Source organism: Cyclobacterium sp. 1_MG-2023, assembly GCF_030546805.1.
Taxonomy (GTDB): Bacteria; Bacteroidota; Bacteroidia; order Cytophagales; family Cyclobacteriaceae; genus Cyclobacterium.
This window is the reverse complement of sequence record NZ_JAUOPC010000012.1, coordinates 159,372-176,532: the sequence shown is the minus strand read 5'-3', so window position 1 is coordinate 176,532 and position 17,161 is coordinate 159,372. Positions and strand designations below refer to the sequence as shown.

Genomic DNA, 17,161 nt, shown 5'->3' with positions numbered 1-17,161 from the left:
TTTCATCAATAATTCGTTGAGCACAATCATTTTTGATACTTATTATTACTACTTTTAGCGGATAAATATCAGGGCCTGCTACTTCAACTAAAAAAAAATATCAGGCTAATTATAAGTTTAAAAAAGATAAGATTTTATGCTTTTTAATTCAATTGACTTTGCGATTTTTTTACCGATAGTGTTTTTACTTTATTGGTTCGTTGCAAACAAAAACTTAAAACTGCAAAATGTATTATTGGTAGCGGCAAGTTACTTGTTTTATGGTTGGTGGGATTGGAAATTTCTATCATTGATTCTTTTTAGTACAATAGTTGACTATTCTGTTGGTCGGAGACTTGGAACGGAGAAAAATCAAACCAAGCGTAAAGCTTTGCTATGGACAAGTATTTTGATTAACCTTGGTTTCCTTGGGTTTTTCAAATATTACAACTTTTTTCTTGACAACTTTATAACCGCTTTTTCATTTTTTGGGGCAGAAATTCTAGCCAACTCATTGAATATCATTCTTCCTGTAGGAATTAGCTTTTACACCTTCCAAACCTTGAGTTATACAATAGATGTTTATAAGAGAAAGCTTGAACCGACGAAAGACTTTATTGCGTTTACGGCTTTTGTAAGTTTTTTCCCACAATTAGTAGCTGGACCAATTGAAAGAGCTACTCATTTACTTCCGCAATTCTATATCAAAAGGGAATTTGATTACAGAAAAGCAGTTGACGGTATGCGACAGATACTATGGGGCTTGTTTAAAAAAATAGTAATTGCAGACAATTGTGCGGAATATGCCAATTTGATTTTTAATAATTCAGCAGAATATTCAGGAAGTACCCTGATTTTAGGAGCTGTGTTTTTTACATTTCAGATATACGGGGACTTTTCTGGCTATTCAGACATTGCAATTGGTACTTCACGATTGTTTGGTTTTGATTTAATGCGAAACTTTAATTTCCCTTATTTCTCGAGAGACATAGCTGAGTTTTGGAGACGTTGGCACATATCTCTTTCAACATGGTTTAGGGATTACCTCTATATTCCGTTAGGTGGAAGTAGAGGTGGCATTTGGATGCAAATTCGAAATACCTTTATCATTTTCATCGTCAGTGGATTTTGGCATGGAGCAAATTGGACCTTTGTGGTTTGGGGTGCATTAAACGCAATTTATTTTTTACCACTTTTGCTTACTAAAAATAATCGTAAAAATTTAGACATTGTAGCTCAAGGAAGAAGCCTGCCCAATATCAAGGAATTTTTTTATATGCTGTTGACTTTTAGTCTAACTGTTTTAGCATGGGTGTTTTTTAGAGCAAATAATATTGAGCATGCAATAAGTTATTTAATGGGAATATTTACTGCTCCTTTCTTTTCATTTCCACCTAAGGTCTTCTCTCAAGAAACTTTTATTTCATTGTTTCTTCTATTGATATTTATAATTGTTGAATGGATAGGTAGAGAAGGTCAATATGCCTTGTTTTATTTAGACAAAATTAAATATAAATATGGTCGATGGATTATCTATATAATTATTGTGTTTTCAATAATTATATTTTCAGGAAGTAACCAAACTTTTATTTATTTCCAATTTTAAATCAAAAGATTAAATGAAGATTTTTATAAAAAATACTGTGATATTACTATTACTTGTAGTGTCTATTATGTTTTTTTTGGATTTTGCAGTAACAAGTGGTTTGAGAAAATCAAATTCTTCCCTATTTAATAATTTGAATAAGATTTTTAATAGTGAGATGAATGCAGATTTGATAATCAATGGAAGCTCAAAAGCCTTGGTTCAAATATCACCAAAGATAATTGATTCTGTTTTAAATTTAAATTCTTACAATTTAGGAATGGATGGCACTGGATTTATTCCTCAAAAGATGCAGTATGATCTTTATTTAAAATACAATAAGAAACCAGAAATAGTGGTTCAAATTGTTAGTCACGGGACATTATACAAAAATGTAGAATTGTATAAGTACATTAAGTTTGCTCCTTATTTTGATAATGAAGAAATAAAGAAGGTTTCCAAAAAATATAAGGGGTTTTCTACCTATGATTATTATATCCCATTTATCAGGTATTCCGGAAATCCAAGTATTGTTATAAATGGATTATTAAATACTATTGGTATTGATTTAAGGAAAGATAATAAATATAAAGGGTTTCTGGCACAAGATAAGAAATGGGATAATTCCTTTAATGATTTTAAAAATAACAACCCTGATGGAGTTTTAATAAGGATAGAAGAGCATTCAATTAAATTATTTGAAAACTATATCGCTGAATGTAAAAACAATAATATTAATGTTATTCTTGTTTATCCGCCAACTTTTATGGAGTCAAAGAAATATATAAAAAATGAGGATGAGATTGTTGCTTATTATAAATATATAGCTGATAAATACCAAGTGCCTTTTCTTAATTATTCCGATAATGTTCTATCCTATTCAACGGAATATTTTTATAACTCGCAGCATTTAAATAGGAAGGGTGCTGAATTGTTCACCAAAGAACTAAGTGTAGATATTAAAAATTTATTGGAGAACAATTTGAGTAAGTAATGGGTGTAAAACAAGCGCTTTGTAAACGAATCGAGTGAATGCAAATTATTCTTCTTCACAACAAAAAGTAACCTATTTTTCTTTCAAAAGGATCGTTGAAATTAGTACGCATATTGGTAGTCAATGACATACCCATAGCACCTTTTGTTAAAGGTTCTTCAAGGGATTCTTTGTACATGGGTGTTCGTTTTTCACCCAGAATTTCCTTGAAAATTAAAAAAATGACGCAGAATGATGGATAATGAAATGGTAAGGTATTTCTCCAAAATTTTAACTAATTGCAATTTTGATCAGAAATGACTAAAAGTTATCCCGACTACAAGCTCCCAGAGTAATCTATAAATGTTGCGGAATGATCTCCTTTAAATCATTTAATATTGAAGTCACATTAAATGCCGGTAATTAATAATTCATATTAAAGCACTCTGTTGGCCCTTAATTTTGATGTTTTTTATAAAGGGATAAATGGTACGAAAAAGATGATCATTAAGCTTAAATTGCCAATAACACTAAATTGAAAATAGACTTGGTTTCGATTCCCTTAGACAGTTTTTTAGGGAAGGAAAATTGTGGCTTTAATGGTGAATACTGCTACTTCTCTTTTAAAATTATTATAAAATCCAAATAAACCTTTTCATTAAATTATTGTCAAACAATCCAGTAAGCTAAATCATTTATAACTATGGATAAATTTTTATTTTCTATTTTATTATTAGTGCTTTTTTCCTGTAATACTATTGAAGACGATAGAATTGAGAACAATAGCAATGTTTACAAACCCAAAGGTTTGTATTCCAGTTCTTTTGGCAATGTTTCAGCATTGGACAATGGGGAGGTTCAGGGCACTTTAATTCGTGTTACCTGGAATGATCTGGAACCAAGTGAAGGTGATTATGATTTTTCGAAAATAGAGCAATTTCTTGTCTCAATTAAATCAAAAAACCTAAAATGGAGTTTGGGGATTATTGCTGGGGGTAGTAGTCCAGATTGGTTATTTCATTCGCTTAATGTAGACTCGTTTGAAATTATAGATTACTACAATAATGTAAAGAAAATCCCTAAGATTTGGGATCCTATAGTCAATCAAAAATTAGCGCAGTTGGCCCAAGCATTGGCAAAGGAGTATGGAAATGATGAAGACTTAGCCTTGGTATATGTTCCTCAAATGACAGCGAATGGCATTGAAGGGCATTTTAATGGGGTCCCTGTTTCCTTGCTTACTGATGCTGGATTCACTGCTGACAGGTGGGTGAATTCCGTTAAAGAAACAGCTGAAAATTTTGCAATGGCCTTTCCTGATAAAGCCCTTGCAGTCGAAGTACATGATGTGATAAATGATACCTCTATTCCAAACCGAATCATTACGGACTTGTGGAATGATAGTACTTTGAACCAACGAGTTGGGGCTGCGATTTGGTGGATTTCCGGTAAGACTACATACCAACCCAATTTGTTGGACGCATTAACCGCTTTCCCGGGTGATATTTATGCCCAGGCCATTGGCAGGTCTGACCAAACCGAAAGGTTTAAAGATGATGATTACAGTACAATGTTTGCCCAGGCAAAAACAATGGGGGTAAGGTATATTGAACTTTGGGAATATGAATTTGTAAACAATACTTTTCCACAAGAATTTGCTGACTTTAATGCTTATGCCAATGATACCTATGAATAAGAATGGCAGGGGCTAAAACTTTAATTCCCTCTTCTTATGATGCAGTTTTACTACTTTTTTCGAGCAATTGGCTAATCTTGGCTTCCCCTAATCGTGGTAGGTTTTGTCTAATTTGCAGTAGTTAATGTTAAGGTTGGAAAGGTAATCTTTACGTCATTTATACAGAATGAAATGGAGCCTTTCTTTCGTTAAAGTAAAAAGCTGTATAAAATGAGGACAATTACAAAGTTTTGGGCAATAATTATAGCATTCAATGCCTTATTTTCCTGTGCCAACGAAGAACTGGAAAAGCTGGATTTGGCCCAAGCCAATATCTTAATATCTCCGCAGATCAAATCACCTATTCAGGGAACAGCCGAAGAGATCTTGGTCGAGGAAATTGAAAAACGTACTGCACTTCACCTGCAGGTAGCGGATAAGTGGGATGGCAATACGACCATTGCCATAGCTTTGGAAAATGACAATGAGTTATTTGGCAAGAAGCTTCCTTCGAAAAGTAAGCGTGTTCCCGAAGACCTGAAGGAAGAAGGTTACCGTATTTTTCATAAGAGGGAAGGTAAACAGAATATCATCTGGATTATAGGGGCTGATACTAGAGGTATCTTATTTGGTGTAGGTAAGTTGCTGAGGATGGCGAATATGAAGGAGGGTCAAATCACCATTAATTCTGCCATAGATTTTTCAGAAGCCCCGGAATATCCTCTACGTGGCCATCAGTTTGGTTATCGAAATACTGCCAATTCTTGGGACGCCTGGACGGTGGAGCAATTTGATCAACATTTTAGGGAGCAGGTCCTATTCGGCGCCAATAGTTTTGAGAATATACCATTTCAGAAGGTCAACTCTAGTCTGCACTTTAAGGTCAATCCTCAGCTTATGGAGGTTGAAATCAGCAAAATATGTGAAAAATATGATGCAGACTATTGGGTTTGGACTCCTGCTCCGCATGACTTGACCATCGAAAATGCACACCAGGAAGGGCTTGTTGAACAGGAAGCATTTTATGCCAAATGTCCAAGGTTAGATGGTGTCTTTGTTCCTGGAGGGGACCCTGGAGAAAATCACCCTGCTCAATTGATTCCCTATTTAAATGATTTGTCAGCTATTTTGAAGGAGTATCATCCGGAGGCTGGGATTTGGGTTTCTTTACAGGGCTTCAATAAAGAGAAAGTCGAGTATTTTTTCGATTACCTGGAACAGAATAATCCTGATTGGCTCAAAGGATTGGTTTATGGGCCTAGTAGCCCTCCAATTGATTTGGAGAGAAAATTATTGCCAAAAAAATACCTACACCGTTTTTATCCGGACATTACCCACACGGTAAGGTGTCAATATCCGGTAGACAATTGGGACCAGGCTTTTGCCTTGACATTGGGAAGAGAACCATGCAATCCCCAGCCTTTAATGTATACTGACTTGTTCCATAGGGATAGCCAATTTACTGATGGTTTTATCACTTATTCTGATGGTACCCATGATGATGTCAATAAAGTGCTTTGGAGCCAGCTGGGGGTTAATCCACAAAAGGATTCCAAGGAAATAATCATGGAGTACAGCCGGTTTTTCTTTGGGCCGGAAGTCGCGGAGGAAGCTACTGATGGGATATTTGCTTTAGAAAAAAATTGGGAAGGTCCAATAATGATCAATGATTCGATTAAAAAAACCTTGGCATTATGGAAAAGGTTGGAAGAGAACAACCCGCAACTGGCCGGAAATTGGAGATGGCAGCAATTGGTAATGCGGGCTTATTATGATGCTTATATTCAAGATAGGCTGGCTTTTGAAAAAGGACTGGAAACCGAAGCGAATGAAATCCTGGCTCAAGCAAAAACCATAGGAGCTGAAGAGGCCATGAATGATGCCCTTCAGCATTTAAATAAAGCAACAACCGATATGGTTTCACAAGACCTAAAGGAAAAAGTATTTGTATATGGCGATAAACTTTTTCAATCCATAGGTGCACAGCTAAGCGTAGAAAAGTACCAGGCGCGAAGCGCTGAAAGAGGAGCGATTCTTGACTTTATAGATTACCCTTTGAACAATAGGTGGTGGTTGGAAGATGAATTTGAAAAAATAAGAGAATTGGGCACTGAAAAAGAAAAGTTGGCAAGACTGGATTTTATTAGAACCTATGCCTCTCCGGGAGAGGGTAGTTTTTATGACAATATTTCAAGTGCTGATGCCGAGCATGTCACTTCCAAAACCGATGATGCCATAGACTTCTTATGGGAAAATGAGGGGTTAAGCAGAAAGCGCCTTTCTACTCAGTTGTTTCAATTTACCCCAACCTTGGAGTACCAAGACTTAGATCCCAATGCCAGTTACCTGATCAGAGTTTCCGGATTTGGTGAAGCATTGTTAAGAGCAAATGGTCAACGTTTGGTGCCGACTAAATATGAAAAGGGATTTGAGGAATTTAAAGAGTTTCCACTCCCAAAGGATTTAATCAATGATGGGACATTAAAATTAAGTTTTGACAAGCCGGATGAAGAGCACCTAAACTGGAGGAAGCAATCCAGGGTAACGGATGTTTGGCTGATCAAACAATAAGTATGAGTAGAGAAGGACATCTCCACCCCGAAAAAGAGCTTTATCCTTTAAAAGGGATTGTCACGGTGCTCAATACCCCATTTACTAAACATGATAACATTGATTTTGAATCATTAAAAAGAAATGTTAACGAGGCGCTAAAGGCTGGTGTCGCCGGCTTTTTGGTACCTGCGATGGCAGCAGAAGTATATAAATTAACAGCCACTGAGCGACAAAAGATGTTGGCTTTGGTGTTAGAAACAGTGGAGGATAGGGTACCTGTGATTGGCGGGGCAGGAGAACAGGATTTGAGCAAAAGCAAAACACTTCTGAAATCATATTTAGCCTTAGGTTGTAAAAATGTTCTGTTCCAGATTCCTTTTGTTGACGAACAGCAGTTTCGAAAGCACTTTATGGAGTTGGCCGATTTATCTCCGGAAATGATTATGTTACAAGATTGGGATGCTACCGGTACTGGCTTGCCGGACGAATTGATTTGTGAGTTATTTGAAGTGGTGCCTTCTTTTCGTTGTTTAAAAATAGAAACGGTGCCTGCCGGGCCCAAATACTCACGTATTCTGAAGCAGACTCAAGGAAAATTAAATGTGAGTGGAGGCTGGGCTGTATCTCAAATGATGGATGGGCTTCACCGGGGTGTTCATGCATTTATGCCTACCGGAATGCATTGGATTTATACGGGTATATTCCGGAATTTTTCGTGTGGGGAAATCGAAAAGGCGGAAGCCTTATTCAAAACAATATTGCCTGTATTGAATTTCTCTAATCAAAGTTTAGACCTTTCAATCCATTTTTTCAAGCGCTTATTGTACCGGCAAGGCATCTATACACAGCCTACGGTACGGTTTCCAATTGCACCATTTGATGGAGAACAACAAAAGCAGGCAGACCTCCTAATTGATCATATCATGCGGATTGAGAAAAAATTGAAATATGGGAAAGGCTAGGTTGAGATCGGTAATAGTTTTGAACTATAATGTCGCAGGCTTGGATGGAGCGTCTCTTTTTATCTAAAAGCTGTAAAAATTGAGTTTGGGTATTATTAGGTAAAAATATCAGGGTAAATTTGTTTTTACATTTTTGGCTGCTTCTTTAATGCCAAATAATCGTGCCACCATAGAAAAACGAAAGATGCAAATTTGTAGGCCTAAGTGGACCATTTACTTTAGAACTGAAACTTTCTTTTACAAACTTACTAATCCCGGATTTTGTAGATGAAAAAGATAACCATTGTAGGTGGAGGTGCTGCAGCATTACTATTTGCTGCGCATATTGACACAACAAAATATAAGGTAACCTTGTGTGAGCAAAAAAAGACCTTGGGTAGGAAGTTTTTGGTGGCCGGTGAAGGAGGATTGAATTTGACTTACGAGACCAATTTGGCATCCCTCATTAAACCTTATGTCCCAAATGAATTTATGGCGCCTATTGTGAGCCAGTTTACCAATAAGGACCTGATTAGATGGCTGGAAAATCTTGACGTACCTACCTTTGTAGGGTCAAGCAACAGGGTTTTTCCTGAAAGGGGAATAAAACCCATTGAGGTGCTTAATAAAATCACATCTTATATTGCTGGGAAAGACGTTCAAATCAGGTTGAACACCCAATGGTTGGGTTGGGATAAAGAGGGATATTTACGATTTGATAAGGGCCTAAAAATTGATTCCGATATTGTAGTTTTCGCATTGGGAGGGGCAAGCTGGAAAGTGACAGGTTCTGATGGTGCATGGAAAGAAAAATTTGAAGAAAAAGGAATAAATGTTCAGCCACTGAGAGCTGCCAATTGTGCCTTTGAAGTAGCTTGGGGCGAGGAGTTTATTGGGGCACATGAAGGAAAACCCCTAAAAAACATTGCCTTGACCTTTGGAAATCAAAAGGTTAAGGGGGAATTGAGTATTTCAAAATTTGGTTTGGAGGGCAATGCTATTTATGCCTTAAGTCGTGAAATTCAAATGACCTTATTGTTAAGAAAGGAGGCTATTGTACATTTGGATTTAAAGCCCGGCTTAACAATTGCCCAGTTGAAAGCGAAATACAATGGGTCCAGACAAACTAAAGTAACAAGTGTTTTAAGTAAAGAACTTAATTTAGATCGTACTTCCATTGGTTTGTTAAAACAGTTTTGTGACAAAAACACATTTTCAAATCCCGATTTACTTCTTCATACGGTCAAAGCAGTGCCCATAAAGCTCAAATCCCCAGGACCATTGGATGAAGCAATTTCAACCATGGGCGGTATTGCTTTGGATGAGGTTGATCCGAATTTTCAAATTAAAAAAATGGCCAATTCATACGCAATTGGAGAGATGCTGGACTGGTATGCACCCACCGGAGGATATTTACTTCAGGGCTGCTTCAGTATGGGTTTTGCTCTGGCGAATTTCTTAAATGGCTTGAATGTGGAGGAATAAAACCGATGTAATTGCTAAATCGAATCATTTTTCCGGGTAGGATGAATTAATTTTCTGTATTTGGTAGTCCTAAGTTTCCAATTCCCATATTTACCATTTATAGCAAAGGATTAACCTTTTTAGTGTCTAGGCTTGTAGCGATCTTTGAATAAGAAAGTAAAACAGGTGTTTGTTTGCACCATTTCAGGATGAAAATAAAAAAAATATCATGAAAATAGCAGTTACCTCAGCCAGTGGGAAGTTAGGAGCTTCCATAATCAACCAGTTGACAAAAGAAGTAGGTGAAAACCAAGTCATTGGTATTGCGCGTACTCCGGGAAATGCAAGTCACCTAGGTGTTGAGATCCGGAAAGGAGATTATAATAGCCGAGATCAATTCAATGAAGCCTTGAAAGAAATTGATACCTTGTTATTGGTTTCAGGTATGGATCATCCTGAAAAGAGAATCCAGCAACATAGAAATGTGATTGAAGCAGCAAAGCAAAATGGAGTTAAAAAAATTGTTTATACCAGTATCATAGGGGACGAAGAAAACACGGCATTTAGTCCTATTGTTAAGAGCAACAGACAGACGGAGAAAGATGTACAAGGCTCAGGTCTGCTTTGGGCGATCGGAAGAAATGGGATTTACATTGAACCGGATATTGAATACATAGACCACTATATTGAAGATGGTGAAATCAGAAATTGTGCAGGAGAGGGGAAGTGTACTTATACAAGCAGGGATGAATTAGCTATGGCCTATACCCAAATGTTATTGAAGGATGAACACAATGGGCATATTTATAATCTTGGAGGAAAACCCATCACGCAACAAGAATTAGCAGCTATTATCAATGAGGTGTATGGGACTCAACTATCCTATCATCAGGTGTCTGTAGAGGATTATCGGAAAGAAAGAACAGCAGCCCTAGGAGATTTTATAGGAACTGTAATTGCCGGTATTTATGAAGGCATAAAGCGAGGAGTCAATGATGTGCCTTCTGATTTCGAGAAGGCAACTGGTAGGCCCCACCAAGCACCATTGGAAATGGTGAAAGCAGTAAAGGCCGAGATGACAAAAGGAGAATAGGTTTCCCCAATCTTTATTGCTGTTTTTTGCTTTGTTAAGAGGGTGATAAATTATTGGTTGATATTATGATAAAGCATTAGGATATATAGTGAAACAATGGGTATAATTGAAAATATAATAAAAAAAGTGGTGCTCCAGGAAGCATTAATAGTGGAGAAAACCAAATTGTCGGAAGCAGTCTATAAGATTCGCTTGAAATCAGACACCTTCACTAAAGCAGATTTTGTTCCTGGGTATTTTTTACGTTTGGGGATTGGAATTGGCAAAGAAGACCTTTCCATGAAAGACAAAATTAGAAGTTATAGTGTATGGGATCTTAACAAACAGGAAGGTTTTTTGGATTTGGCCATAGCTACCCACAGCAAGGGTATAGGAGCCCAGTGGGTAGAAAAAAGCCAACCGGGTGATCAAGTCTATTTTAAATGGAAAAAGGGAAAATTTCTAGTTGACCAATCAGCTGACAGTTACCTTATGATAGGAGATTTATCTGCCTTGTCGCATTTGTATGTCATTCAGAGAAACCTTGAAAAGGGGAAGCAAATAGAAGGTATCATTTACAGTCCTGACAAAAGGGAAATGTTTTCAGATACCGACCAAACCAATCCATTTGGTTTCTATGAAATGCCTTTAAATCCTCAAGAAGAAGTTTTGGATTTGGTAAAAGGAAAGGTGGAAAAGATGCAAGGGAAGAAGATGGTTTATATCGCCGGAGACAGTAGGATTTGTATTCAGTTAAATAAATTTTTTAAAAAAGAGTTAGGTTGGAACAGTAATCAAGTAAAGACCAAGCCATTTTGGAACCCTGAGAAAAAAGGACTTGAGTAAAAGGGTTTTTTATCGATTTTGGTGAGGGTTGTCTTTATGTTAAAAAGGAAGGATTGTTGAAGTTTTTAGGTTCTGCCTTTATCTTGGTGTTTTATGAGCCAATTTTCCCTACACGGTATTCTTCAAATTTTCCTTTAAATAGTATCGTCTATGATTTCGAAAAATAGTATCATTATTTAAAATAAAAGTAATAGTGTCTCTAATAGTCCTTTGGTATATTTGATCAAGCAAATATTGATATGACTATAAAAATGAGAGAAAGCCTAGTGCTTAAGAAATTAAGGGGCGGAGAAAATGTCTGTTCTTTTAAAGTAAACTTGGCAGATGCCCGCGTTGTTGAAATTGCCGCACAGGCAGGGTTTGACTGTTTGTGGCTGGATCAAGAGCACATTGGACAGGATTGGTCCATTTTGGCTTCACAAATTTGGGCGGCCAAATCTCAGGGCAAAGATACTTTAGTAAGAGTGCCTAGAGGAAGTTACAGTGATTATGTAAAACCCTTGGAACTCGATGCCAGTGGAATCATGGTACCTCATATCATGAGTTTGGCAGATGCCAAGAAGGTAATAGAGATGACACGTTTCCATCCCATAGGAAAGCGAGCCATTGATGGAGGAAATGCGGATGGTGCCTACGCCGCCGGAGATTTTAAAGCCTACCTAAGAGATGCTAACCAACAGCGTTTCGTTATTTTTCAAATAGAAGATCCTGAACCATTAGAAGATTTGGAGGAAATCGCCAAATTGGATGGTTTTGATATGTTGTTTTTTGGTCCCGGAGATTTTAGCCAGGCCATTGGAGCTCCCGGCGATATGGATCACCCAAAAATTCAAGAAGCCAGACAAAAGGTGGTAGAAGTGGCAAGGAAATATGGCAAGTTTGCCGGTACCACAGGCCCTATAACCAAGGTAGCTGAATACCAGGACATGGGATATCAGTTTATAAGCATAGGCGCAGATGTTTTGACTCTCACGAAGTATTGTGCTGACCTAGTAGCAGGTTTTGGAAATGCAGCTGAGAAGATGGACAATGAAAAGGGGTATTACGGCGCCAAAAAATGAAGCGTAATGTATTAGGAAATACCGGAATAGAAGTCTCCCAAATCGCTTTCGGGGGTGTGGAAATCGGTCTGCCTTATGGCCCCGGGGTTCATTCTGAGAAGGACATGTTGCAAGAAAATGAGGCAATAGCTCTTTTGCTTCAGGCTTTAGATAAAGGGGTCAACTTTTTCGATACCGCCAGAATGTATGGTAAAAGTGAGGAATTGATAGGAAAAGCTTTTCGGCAAAGGCGGGAGGAAGTTGTTATCTGTACAAAATGCCAACATTTGAAAAATACTTCCGGAGATTTACCTGATGACAAAACCCTGGTTCAAATAATTAGAAGCTCACTTGAAGAGAGTTTAGTAGCCTTGAGGATGGATTATGTGGATGTACTGATGTTACACCAAGCGGATTTAAGCATTTTGAAGAATGAGGCAGTCTGCCGAACCTTTGAGGATTTGAAAAAGGAAGGGCTAACCAAATCCATAGGTGCCTCTACTTATTCTGTGGAGGAATCAGAAACAGCTATTAATTCAGGCTTATGGGAAGTCATTCAATTGCCATTCAATTTACTTGACCAAAGGCAGGCAGAGATTTTTGATTTGGGAGCTGAAAAAGGCGTCGGTATGGTGGTTCGTTCTGTTTTGATGAGAGGAATGCTAAGTGAACGTGGTAAAAACCTTAAACCACCTTTGGCTGCAATAGAACATCATATTTCGCAATATGCAAGCTTGGCAGCGGAAGAGGGCATGACATTGCCGGAATATGCTACCCGCTATGTATTAGACCAAGATAAAGTTTCATCGGTATTGGTGGGGATTGATAAACCTGTTTATTTGGAAAAGGCCCTCGAAACTGCCGACCTACCCACCTTAAATCAAAAGCTACTCGCCGGTGCCATACCTTTTCCGGAACCGGAATTTATCAATATTCCCTATTGGGACAGGATGGGTTGGCTTTAATTTCAAGTATAAGGGATGATAAGATTATGAATTTGCTTTAACTACTAACCAAAAGAAAATGCTAAAAATAGGAATGATAGGAATGAGTCCGGGAAATGCCCACCCTTATTCCTGGTCTTCAATTATTAATGGATCCTTTGATGGCGATATAATCAATGAGATTGGTTACCCTGCAGTATCAGATTATTTACAAGCCAATGAGGATACCCTTGGCATTCCCGGTGCCAGGGTAAGTCATGTGTGGAGTCAAGATCTTGAGATTAGCAAAAGCATTGCTAAAAATGCGGGGATTTCCCATGTAGTGGAAAATTTGGAAGACATGATTGGAGCGGTGGATGCCGTTATTCTCGGAAGAGATGATCCTGAGAGCCATGTGGAGATGGCCAAGCCTTTTTTAGAGGCAAATGTGCCTCTTTTTATAGACAAGCCTTTGGTATATTCTAGAAAAGACCTAACCTATTTTTCCGAACAGCATAAATTAGGAAAAGTGTTTATGTCCTGTTCTTCCATGCGCTATTCGCAAGAATGTAGAACAGTCAAAACGGGAATAAAATCACTTGGAGACATTCGTTTGGTAACTGCAGTAGGTAAAAAGGATTGGAAAAAATATGGGGTACACCTTCTGGAGGCACTTTTTAGTACTTTAGGTGATCCAAAACCGCTAAAGGTCCAGCATATAGGAGAAGAAGATGAAGACATCGTAATGGTTACCTTCGAGAATGGTATCAAAGCAACGGTACATTTGTTCAAGGATATTTGTGGGACATTTCAACTTAGCTTTTTTGGGGAAAATGGCTGGAAGATGGCTGATATACAGAATTCTTACTCTATGTTTAGGGACAATCTAATTGTATTTATTGAAGCATTAAAAGGGGAGAAACCCTATTTAGAGTTTTCTAAAACCGCTGCGATTATGGAAGTGGTCATTGGTGCCAAGGAAAGTTTTGAAAATGGGGGTGTAGTAGTTAACATAGCAGAAAATGAACGTTAAGGAATTATTGAGCTTAAAAGGAAAAGTCATTGTAGTCACCGGTGGTTCTGGCCAATATGGTAAATGCCTGGTAGAAGGTTTGGCTGAAGCTGGGGGAACTGTGATAACTACTTCTAGAGATATTGCTTCAGCGGAAAAAACAGCTGCTACTTTTAAAGCCAAAGGGCTGGATGTTTTTGCGATGGAAGTGGACCAAGGGGATAGCACCTCAGTAGTAAAGTTTAAACAGCAACTGAAGGAAAAATTTGGCGAACTTCATGTGTTTGTAAACAATGCTGTGTCAAGGCCTATGAAGGGTTACAATCGCCCTCTTGAAGAATTTGATGAATCAATGCGTGTAAATGCAACCGGAATGTGGGATTTGCTAAAGGCCATGACAGACTTGATTATCGCTAGTGGAGGTGGGTCTGTGATTAATATTAGTTCGATGATGGGTATGAAAGGTCCGGATCTCTCCAATTATGAAGGTACCAGCATGGGAGATTTGCCTCCCGATTATTTTTTCCACAACGCAGGGTTGATTAACCTTAGTCGCTTTATGGCTAAAATGAATGCTGGTAAAAATATCCGATTCAATTGTATTTCTCCCGGCGGATTGTTCAATAATCAACCAGAGCAATTTGTAGCCAATTACAATAAAAAGGTCCCTATGGGAAGAATGGCCAACACAGATGATATCAAAGGTTTGGCAGTACTTTTGGCTTCTGAAGCAGGAGCTTATATCAATGGTGAGAATATTTTAATGGATGGAGGACTTAATGCCTGATTCAAAATCTGCAAATTTTGCTGCTTCTCCGTTTTCTCTGGATGGGAAAACGATTTGGGTAGTTGGCGGAGCAGGATATTTGGGTCAAGCAGTAACACAATTACTTTGTAAGCAAGGGGCCAAGGTTTTGTGCATTGACCGTGAGGACAGGTCTTTTGTTTTTGCGAAAAAAACCAAATTGGGTAGTCTTTTGATTCCATCTCAATTTGATCTTTCGGATACAAATGCCATTCCCGACTTTGTAGATGAAAATAATGAGAAATACGGATGTCCTGATGGTTTGGTGAACCTTGCCTATGCGGCCAGTGGGAAGTCCTTAGAGAAGATAGAGCCGCAGGATTTTGACCAAGTAATCCACAGTGAGCTTACCGCCACTTTTATTTTGGCAAGAGCCGTAGGGCAATTAATGGAGACCAAGGAATCGGGCAGCATAGTATTGTTTGGAAGCATGTACGGAATGGGTTCACCTGACCAAAATATATATGAACCTCCCCTCATGACCAATCCTATTGAATACGGGGTAGGTAAAGCGGGGATTATTCAAATGGCGCGGTACCTAGGTATGCATTTTGGGCCCAAGAATATACGGTGTAACAGTATTTCACCGGGCCCATTCCCGAATGGTAAAGTACAAAAAGAGCATCCGGATTTTATTAAATGCTTAGAAAAAAAGACCTTTTTAGGCAGAGTAGGTGTGGCCAATGAAGTGGCCGGATCTGTAGGGTTTTTACTCTCCAATGCTTCAACTTATATTACGGGGCATAACTTGGTGGTAGACGGTGGATGGACTGCATGGTAATATTAAATTTTAATCAATTAAAAAATATAGATAATGAAAAAGATAGTACACCCTAAAAGAGATTTAAGTTTTGATACCGGCGCTTACTCTGATGCCATTTTGGTAGATGGGTTTTTGTTTGTATCCGGACAGGCATCAGTGGATTTTGAAACTTCTGAATTTAAGCTGGGAACCATCGAAGAGGAGACCCAAAGAACCTTAGAAAATATAAAGGCAATTATTGAAGCTGCCGGAGGAACCATGGACAATGTGGTGAAATGTACAGTACATTTGTCCGATATCTCAGAGTTTGACCGGTACAATAAGGTTTATGCCAGCTTTTTCAAAAACACCAAACCTGCGCGTATTACCGTTCAATCTGTTTTGGCTGAAAATCTTAAAGTAGAAATCGATTGTACTGCTAAAATACCTGATTCAAAATGAGTAAAAGGCTGATTCTAGATGCGCATTTGGATTTGTCCATGAATGCCATTGAATGGAACAGGGACTTAAGTAAACCGCTTTCAGACATTCGAAAGGCTGAAATGCATATGCCGGACAAGCCTGACAGAGGTAGAGGAACGGTTTGTTTGCCCGAGCTAAGGAAAGGAAAAATCGGCATTGTGGTGGCAACCCAATTGGCAAGGTATTCCCCTCTTGATTCTGCACTTGCAGGATGGAATTCACCTCAACAAGCTTGGGCCATGACTCAAGCCCAATTGGCTTGGTATAGGGAAATGGAAGCCCTAGGTGAAATGATCCAGATCTTGACAAAAGAGGATCTGGATCAGATGCTTGCCCTTTGGGAAGATAGCAATATACCTGATGAGGAAAAAGCAATTGGTTATATTCTAAACCTTGAAGGTGGCGACTCGTTGGTAAATCCTTCCTATTTAGACAGGGCTTACGATTATGGACTTCGGGCATTGGGATTGTCTCATTTCGGTCCGGGACGATATGCGCCGGGGACCAAATCAGAAGGCCCCATCACTGAATTAGGTAAGGAGCTGCTCAGGAAAATGGAGCAATACCAAATGATCTTAGACTTTACCCACCTTACGGATCAAGGTTTTGATCAAGCTTTGGATTTATATGGAGGTCCCATTTGGTCCAGTCACCATAATGTCCGGAAAATTGTGCCCAATCAGAGACAGTTAACTGATGAGCAAATAAAAAAATTGGTAAAGCGAGGAGCAATTATTGGTGGTATGTTGGACTGCTGGGCCATGGATATTCGTTTTATCGATACCATTTCAGACCCTTGGCAATTGGATATCAAATTGGAACATTTGGTAGATCATTGGGATCATATTTGTCAATTGGTCGGAGACAGCGAACATATTGGAATTGGTAGTGATTTGGATGGCATCTTTGGTACGGAACAATCTCCTTGGGACCTTAATTCTATAGCAGATCTTCAAAAATATGAGGAGATCCTAGATAGGAGGGGGTATTCTGACAAGGATATTGATAATATTTTCCATGGTAATTTTCTTCGGTTCCTAAGAAAAGCACTGCCCTCCGGTTAAAATT

Annotated in this window: 16 protein-coding genes; 15 read left to right on the top strand and 1 reads right to left on the bottom strand. The window is 38.4% G+C overall.

Annotated features, from left to right (window positions below):
- The first annotated feature begins 136 nt into the window (after window positions 1-136).
- Together Q4534_RS18470 and Q4534_RS18465 are read left to right on the top strand one after the other, a co-directional pair.
- Window positions 137-1,585 (top strand): MBOAT family protein, encoded by a 1,449-nt coding sequence (locus Q4534_RS18470; protein ID WP_303614632.1) that lies wholly within the window; start codon window positions 137-139, stop codon window positions 1,583-1,585.
- A gap of 13 nt (window positions 1,586-1,598) precedes the next feature.
- Complete coding sequence (locus tag Q4534_RS18465; RefSeq protein WP_303614631.1) at window positions 1,599-2,558, top strand: hypothetical protein; 960 nt, start codon at window positions 1,599-1,601, stop codon at window positions 2,556-2,558.
- Window positions 2,559-2,613: 55 nt separating this feature from the next.
- Here Q4534_RS18465 and Q4534_RS18460 read toward each other — a convergent pair whose 3' ends face one another.
- Window positions 2,614-2,736, bottom strand: a complete 123-nt coding sequence (locus Q4534_RS18460) for a hypothetical protein (RefSeq protein ID WP_303614630.1) — start codon at window positions 2,734-2,736, stop codon at window positions 2,614-2,616.
- 504 nt (window positions 2,737-3,240) lie between these two features.
- Here Q4534_RS18460 and Q4534_RS18455 point away from each other — a divergent pair.
- From Q4534_RS18455 to Q4534_RS18395, 13 genes are all read left to right on the top strand, one after another.
- Window positions 3,241-4,233: a beta-galactosidase gene (locus Q4534_RS18455; RefSeq protein ID WP_303614629.1), complete on the top strand. Its 993-nt coding sequence runs from the start codon at window positions 3,241-3,243 to the stop codon at window positions 4,231-4,233.
- Between the two features lie 210 nt (window positions 4,234-4,443).
- A complete protein-coding gene (locus tag Q4534_RS18450) occupies window positions 4,444-6,783 on the top strand; it encodes a hypothetical protein (RefSeq protein WP_303614628.1) in 2,340 nt (779 codons plus the stop codon).
- Window positions 6,784-6,785: 2 nt separating this feature from the next.
- Window positions 6,786-7,727 (top strand): dihydrodipicolinate synthase family protein, encoded by a 942-nt coding sequence (locus tag Q4534_RS18445; protein ID WP_303614627.1) that lies wholly within the window; start codon window positions 6,786-6,788, stop codon window positions 7,725-7,727.
- 267 nt (window positions 7,728-7,994) lie between these two features.
- Window positions 7,995-9,191, top strand: a complete 1,197-nt coding sequence (locus Q4534_RS18440; RefSeq protein ID WP_303614626.1) for a TIGR03862 family flavoprotein — start codon at window positions 7,995-7,997, stop codon at window positions 9,189-9,191.
- Between the two features lie 208 nt (window positions 9,192-9,399).
- Window positions 9,400-10,263: an SDR family oxidoreductase gene (locus tag Q4534_RS18435; protein WP_303614625.1), complete on the top strand. Its 864-nt coding sequence runs from the start codon at window positions 9,400-9,402 to the stop codon at window positions 10,261-10,263.
- Between the two features lie 96 nt (window positions 10,264-10,359).
- Window positions 10,360-11,088: an SIP domain-containing protein gene (locus Q4534_RS18430; RefSeq protein WP_303614624.1), complete on the top strand. Its 729-nt coding sequence runs from the start codon at window positions 10,360-10,362 to the stop codon at window positions 11,086-11,088.
- A gap of 251 nt (window positions 11,089-11,339) precedes the next feature.
- Entirely contained in the window at window positions 11,340-12,149 is an 810-nt protein-coding gene (locus Q4534_RS18425; RefSeq protein WP_303614623.1) for an HpcH/HpaI aldolase/citrate lyase family protein, read from the top strand.
- The gene (locus tag Q4534_RS18420; RefSeq protein ID WP_303614622.1) at window positions 12,146-13,093 is read left to right on the top strand and encodes an aldo/keto reductase; all 948 of its coding nucleotides are present in this window, start codon (window positions 12,146-12,148) and stop codon (window positions 13,091-13,093) included. Before Q4534_RS18425 ends, Q4534_RS18420 begins: the two co-directional genes overlap by 4 nt.
- A 58-nt stretch (window positions 13,094-13,151) precedes the next feature.
- Window positions 13,152-14,084 carry a Gfo/Idh/MocA family protein gene (locus Q4534_RS18415; protein WP_303614621.1) on the top strand — a complete coding sequence of 311 codons (933 nt, stop codon included), beginning with the start codon at window positions 13,152-13,154 and terminating at the stop codon, window positions 14,082-14,084.
- Complete coding sequence (locus Q4534_RS18410) at window positions 14,074-14,850, top strand: SDR family oxidoreductase (protein WP_303614620.1); 777 nt, start codon at window positions 14,074-14,076, stop codon at window positions 14,848-14,850. Before Q4534_RS18415 ends, Q4534_RS18410 begins: the two co-directional genes overlap by 11 nt.
- Window positions 14,843-15,649, top strand: a complete 807-nt coding sequence (locus Q4534_RS18405) for an SDR family oxidoreductase (protein ID WP_303614619.1) — start codon at window positions 14,843-14,845, stop codon at window positions 15,647-15,649. Before Q4534_RS18410 ends, Q4534_RS18405 begins: the two co-directional genes overlap by 8 nt.
- A 33-nt stretch (window positions 15,650-15,682) precedes the next feature.
- Window positions 15,683-16,072 carry a RidA family protein gene (locus tag Q4534_RS18400; RefSeq protein ID WP_014018118.1) on the top strand — a complete coding sequence of 130 codons (390 nt, stop codon included), beginning with the start codon at window positions 15,683-15,685 and terminating at the stop codon, window positions 16,070-16,072.
- Window positions 16,069-17,157, top strand: coding sequence for a dipeptidase (locus tag Q4534_RS18395; protein WP_303614618.1), 1,089 nt, complete (start codon window positions 16,069-16,071; stop codon window positions 17,155-17,157). The genes Q4534_RS18400 and Q4534_RS18395 overlap by 4 nt, the downstream gene beginning before the upstream one ends.
- Window positions 17,158-17,161 lie beyond the last annotated feature (4 nt).

Excerpts from the sequence above, each read along its gene's own strand:
- Q4534_RS18455 (WP_303614629.1), top strand. The coding sequence starts at position 3,241 with ATGGATAAATTTTTATTTTCTATTTTATTATTAGTGCTTTTTTCCTGT.
- Q4534_RS18420 (WP_303614622.1), top strand. The coding sequence starts at position 12,146 with ATGAAGCGTAATGTATTAGGAAATACCGGAATAGAAGTCTCCCAAATC.
- Q4534_RS18425 (WP_303614623.1), top strand. The coding sequence starts at position 11,340 with ATGAGAGAAAGCCTAGTGCTTAAGAAATTAAGGGGCGGAGAAAATGTC.
- Q4534_RS18445 (WP_303614627.1), top strand. The coding sequence starts at position 6,786 with ATGAGTAGAGAAGGACATCTCCACCCCGAAAAAGAGCTTTATCCTTTA.
- Q4534_RS18395 (WP_303614618.1), top strand. The coding sequence starts at position 16,069 with ATGAGTAAAAGGCTGATTCTAGATGCGCATTTGGATTTGTCCATGAAT.
- Q4534_RS18435 (WP_303614625.1), top strand. The coding sequence starts at position 9,400 with ATGAAAATAGCAGTTACCTCAGCCAGTGGGAAGTTAGGAGCTTCCATA.
- Q4534_RS18470 (WP_303614632.1), top strand. The coding sequence starts at position 137 with ATGCTTTTTAATTCAATTGACTTTGCGATTTTTTTACCGATAGTGTTT.
- Q4534_RS18430 (WP_303614624.1), top strand. The coding sequence starts at position 10,360 with ATGGGTATAATTGAAAATATAATAAAAAAAGTGGTGCTCCAGGAAGCA.
- Q4534_RS18400 (WP_014018118.1), top strand. The coding sequence starts at position 15,683 with ATGAAAAAGATAGTACACCCTAAAAGAGATTTAAGTTTTGATACCGGC.
- Q4534_RS18460 (WP_303614630.1), bottom strand. The coding sequence starts at position 2,736 with ATGTACAAAGAATCCCTTGAAGAACCTTTAACAAAAGGTGCTATGGGT.
- Q4534_RS18405 (WP_303614619.1), top strand. The coding sequence starts at position 14,843 with ATGCCTGATTCAAAATCTGCAAATTTTGCTGCTTCTCCGTTTTCTCTG.
- Q4534_RS18415 (WP_303614621.1), top strand. The coding sequence starts at position 13,152 with ATGCTAAAAATAGGAATGATAGGAATGAGTCCGGGAAATGCCCACCCT.
- Q4534_RS18410 (WP_303614620.1), top strand. The coding sequence starts at position 14,074 with ATGAACGTTAAGGAATTATTGAGCTTAAAAGGAAAAGTCATTGTAGTC.
- Q4534_RS18440 (WP_303614626.1), top strand. The coding sequence starts at position 7,995 with ATGAAAAAGATAACCATTGTAGGTGGAGGTGCTGCAGCATTACTATTT.
- Q4534_RS18465 (WP_303614631.1), top strand. The coding sequence starts at position 1,599 with ATGAAGATTTTTATAAAAAATACTGTGATATTACTATTACTTGTAGTG.
- Q4534_RS18450 (WP_303614628.1), top strand. The coding sequence starts at position 4,444 with ATGAGGACAATTACAAAGTTTTGGGCAATAATTATAGCATTCAATGCC.